The sequence below is a fragment of the Chitinophaga sp. genome (assembly GCF_036566945.1).
GTDB lineage: Bacteria > Bacteroidota > Bacteroidia > Chitinophagales > Chitinophagaceae > Chitinophaga.
On sequence record NZ_DATCVJ010001004.1, the window covers coordinates 1 to 4,244 of the forward strand.

The following is a 4,244-nucleotide window of genomic DNA, read 5'->3' on the forward strand; positions in this document are numbered from 1 at the left end:
TGATCACCGTAAGACTCAATACCGGCAAGGTATTGGTACAGGGCGTCACCAATAAAAAGAAAGTCATCAACGATGTAGTACTCACACCGGGCAAAGAACTCCGGTACTATCGCAAAACCGGAAAATCAATCGTAGCAGATTTCAATACTACGGGCACGGATATATTGGTAAAAGCAGGAAAAGACGGCACGGGCAATGCAAAGCCGGACTGGTATAAATTTAATAATCAACCAATGGCACAGGTCCTCGATCAGCTGAGCAACTATTACGGAGTAGCCATCTACTATTATCCATCAGACGTGACGGAGATTTATTTCGATGGCAAATTTGAAAAGACAGACTCGCTGGTGAAGATACTGACCGATTTAACACTTCCCAATAATCTGAAGCTTATCCGAAACGATAGCGGATTTATTATTAAGAAGAAATAATTCAACAACTTTCGTTCTATTCCACAAAAGGCGCAAAGGCGCCATGGGCTTGCTATGCCCCGGACTTTTAAAAACACGTTCCAGTTATGAAGATGTTCTATCGACCAAAATGGCGTTTGTTGCTGCTCTTATGCATGCTGATATCAGGCGCTTCTATGTACACACAGGCGCAAGGTCGCCTGCAGGTAACCGGCACCGTGCGCACTGATCAGGGTGAACTCCTCCCCAATGCTTCCGTAGTAGCGCTGAATGAAAAAACAAAATATTCCGCCGGCGTAGTCACTGACACCAACGGCATATTCCGTTTCTCCGGATTACCACAGGACGGCAAATATTTACTCAGCGTTTCTTACATGGGATTTGAAACACAACAACTCAACAATGTAAGTCTTAAATCAGGCGCCACATTAACCTTCTCCGTCCGCCTCGTAAGAACCGTAGCTGCACTGAACGATATCGTTGTTATCGGCTATGGTACTGCCCGGAAAAAAGACGTGGTAGGCGCTTTCAATGTGGTGTCTGTAAAAGAAGCCGGCGCCGTGAATGCTACCAATCCTTCACAGCTGCTCATTGGTAAAGCCGCCGGTGTACAAGTGCTGCAAAGCAGCGGTAGCGCAGGTGCAGACGCACAAATCATTATCCGGGGTACAGGCAGTTTTACTGATATCAATCCCCTGTATGTAATCGATGGCATCCAGGGTACCAAGAACCTCTTTAATACACTCAATCCACAGGATATAGAAAATATCACGATCCTGAAAGATGCATCTTCTACTGCTATCTATGGCTCCGCAGCTGCCAATGGCGTAGTGATTATCACCACCAAAAAAGGAAAGACCGGCCCTCCCCGCGTTAGCTTTTCTACGCAGTGGGGCATGGCTAAAGCATGGAAACAATTACACCTGCTCAATGCAGCGCAGTATGTGGATGCGCTGAAAGACCTGGCCGCTACCAAGAATGCGGTGCTACCCGCAAAATTCAATACTCCCGCGGTATTGCAGGACAGCACCGATTGGCAGGACGCCATCTTTCGCAATGCGTTGGTGTCTGAAAACGATTTGAACATTAGTGGTGGCGGTGATAAAGTGAACTACTCCGTATCTGCTACTTACATCAACCAGCAGGCAATCCTCACCAATGCTACCAACAAAAGATTTCAGGCACGCGTGGGCCTCGAAGAAATGCTCGGACGTTTCCGGTTTACCCAAAACCTGATCTTCAGACAGTACATAGGCAACGGCAATTACGGCAGCATCATCAACGCTATTCAGTACGCTCCTTATAAACCCGTACTGGACCCATCTATACAGGGTGGCTACTCTATTCTTTCCAATATCGACGACTACAGCAATGCCGTCAACCCACTGCAGGAAATTGCGATGAAAAGCCAAACGAGTAAGTCGCTGGCTTTCTTCCCGCAGCTGTCTGCCGAAGTACGCATCATCAACGGACTAAAATTCCGCTCACAGTTTGCCGCAGAAGTAAACTCCAACCGGACCAACAGCTACCAGCAACAATATCAATCATCTAATTTTCTGAACCAGGCCCGCCAGTCTACCCTCGGCTTTTCGGAGAACTCGTACTACATGCTGGAAAACTATTTGTCGTACGACAAAGCACTCGGCAAGCACCAGCTCTTTTTAATCGCCGGACAAAGCTATATTGATCCGGGATTAACCAACTCCTCTACCATCAGAGGTACGGGCCAGCCCAATGATAATATCACCAGCGTGGTGGTAGCTTCTTCCCAATCTGTTACCGGTTCTTATTCCAATTATGCACGGCCTTCTGTGATCTCTTATTACGGTCGCCTTAACTATACGTACGATGATAAATATATACTGACTACCAGCTATCGCAGAGACGGCGCCTCCAACTTCGGCGCGAATTTCCGCTATGGTAATTTTTCCGCAGCAGGCGTGTCATGGCGCTTTTCGGAAGAAGAATTTATGAAAAAAACATTTCCCGTATTATCTGATGGTAAGCTGAGTGCCAGCTGGGGACAAACCGGTAACAACAATATTCCCAACTTTCTGAATACCGCCAAAACATACCAGGGTACGCCCGGAGGCGCGCTGGTATATTCTCTTGGCAGTACGGAAACATTTATATCCGGTACCACGCTGACGACTTTAAGCAACCCGGATTTAAAATGGGAACAAACGAATCAAACAGACATCGGCATCGACCTCGCATTTTTAAATAACCGCCTCACCATCGAAGCCGATTGGTACGACCGGAAAAGTACCGGCCTGCTGGTCACTACCCTGCTGCCAGCCAGTATTGGCGTAAGTCCTACCGGCAACCAGCCTAAAAAAACAGTGAACGCAGCAGATGCACAAAACAAAGGCTTTGAACTTACCATCGGCTACAAAGATAAAATCAGTAACGACTTCAGCTTCAACGTAAGCGTAAACGGATCGATTAATAGCAACAAAGTATTATCATTAGGCAGTCAATTTTCCGCCCCCATTCAGGCCGGCGCTTTTAGTCCGGTACCTGCCACCACTTACACCGCCGCCGGTTATGCCATCGGTTCTTTTTATGGCTACCGCTTAGATCATGTGGCACGCGATGCGGCGGAAATAACCGCGCTGGACCAGGAAGCCGCTAAAAAAACAGGCAAGCCAAACGCGAAATACCAGGATGGATTGTTGCCCGGAGATTTTATTTATAAAGACATTGATGGCGATGGCTTAGTCACTGCAAAGGACCAGGAAATATTAGGCAACGCGATCCCAAAATATATTTACGGTATCAACGCCGGCGTAACGTACAAAAACTTTGATCTCAACCTCGTACTCTCCGGTATCAGCGGGTTGAAGCTCCTGAATGGATTAAAATTAAATACCAGCATCATGGCCACCGGTCATAATTCCACTACCGATATCCTGGACAGATGGCGTCAATCCGGTGACGTAGCCGCACTGCCAAGGCTGGGCCAGAATGCTACCGGTAATGGTAACCTGCGTCCATCTGACTGGTGGCTGGAAGATGGCAGCTACCTGCGTTTGAGGAACATCACCATTGGTTACAACGCCCCACTTTCTATGTTGAGCAGCGTGACCAAAAATACTATTAAATCACTCCGCATTTATATAGCGGCGCAAAACTTAATCACCCTCACCAACTACACCGGCTACGATCCGGAAGTGGCAGGCGATTACCTGTTTGCACGTGGTATTGATCAGGGACAGGTACCACAGCCAAGAACTTTCCTGGCAGGTATTCAATTAGGGTTTTAATTTTCAAAAAGTGATTTTATGAAGAAGTATATATCTCAATTGTTGCTCATCGCCGGACTGATCACCATTGCACCCGGATGTAAAAAATCACGGCTCGACCTGGTAGATCAGAGTGCCTACGCATACGATACTTATTTTACCAACATCGCCGCCCTGAACCAGGCTACCATTGCGAGTTACGCTACACTGGTACATCCTGGATTATGGGCCAGGGAGTATTACTATATTTTTGACCTGATGGGACATGAAGCCAAACGCGCCAGTTTTTTGCAGGGCGCAGAACAGGAATTGGGTGACTATAGTTTTGGCAGCAACAACGCCGATTTAAGTTCCTTGTGGAGTTCTCTGTACCGCATGATTTTCAGAACCAACCTGGTGATTGACCGGGCGGCCGCCTGGAATCCTACGGCTACGGCAGATCGCGCAAAACTGAACCAGTACCTCGCAGAGGTAAAGTTCCTGCGGGCATATGCATATTTTCATTTAGTTACTTTATGGGGAGATGTGCCACTGTATATCGACTATCAAACCACCCTTAATAACAACTATTTATCCCGCAGTCCTGCCG

General features: G+C 47.4%; 3 protein-coding genes. All 3 read left to right on the forward strand.

What is annotated here, in order from left to right:
* Positions 1–431: DUF4974 domain-containing protein (locus tag VIP81_RS30000; RefSeq protein ID WP_331970534.1), on the forward strand; the 431-nt coding region annotated here is incomplete at its 5' end.
* An 86-nt stretch (positions 432–517) separates the two neighbouring features.
* Positions 518–3,676: a TonB-dependent receptor gene (locus tag VIP81_RS30005; RefSeq protein WP_331970537.1), complete on the forward strand. Its 3,159-nt coding sequence runs from the start codon at positions 518–520 to the stop codon at positions 3,674–3,676.
* Positions 3,677–3,694: 18 nt separating this feature from the next.
* Positions 3,695–4,244, forward strand: a 550-nt coding sequence (locus VIP81_RS30010; RefSeq protein WP_331970540.1) for a RagB/SusD family nutrient uptake outer membrane protein, incomplete at its 3' end; no start/stop codon positions are given.

What these genes read in the sequence shown, in the direction of transcription:
- VIP81_RS30005 (WP_331970537.1), top strand. Translation starts at nt 518, where the DNA reads ATGAAGATGTTCTATCGACCAAAATGGCGTTTGTTGCTGCTCTTATGC.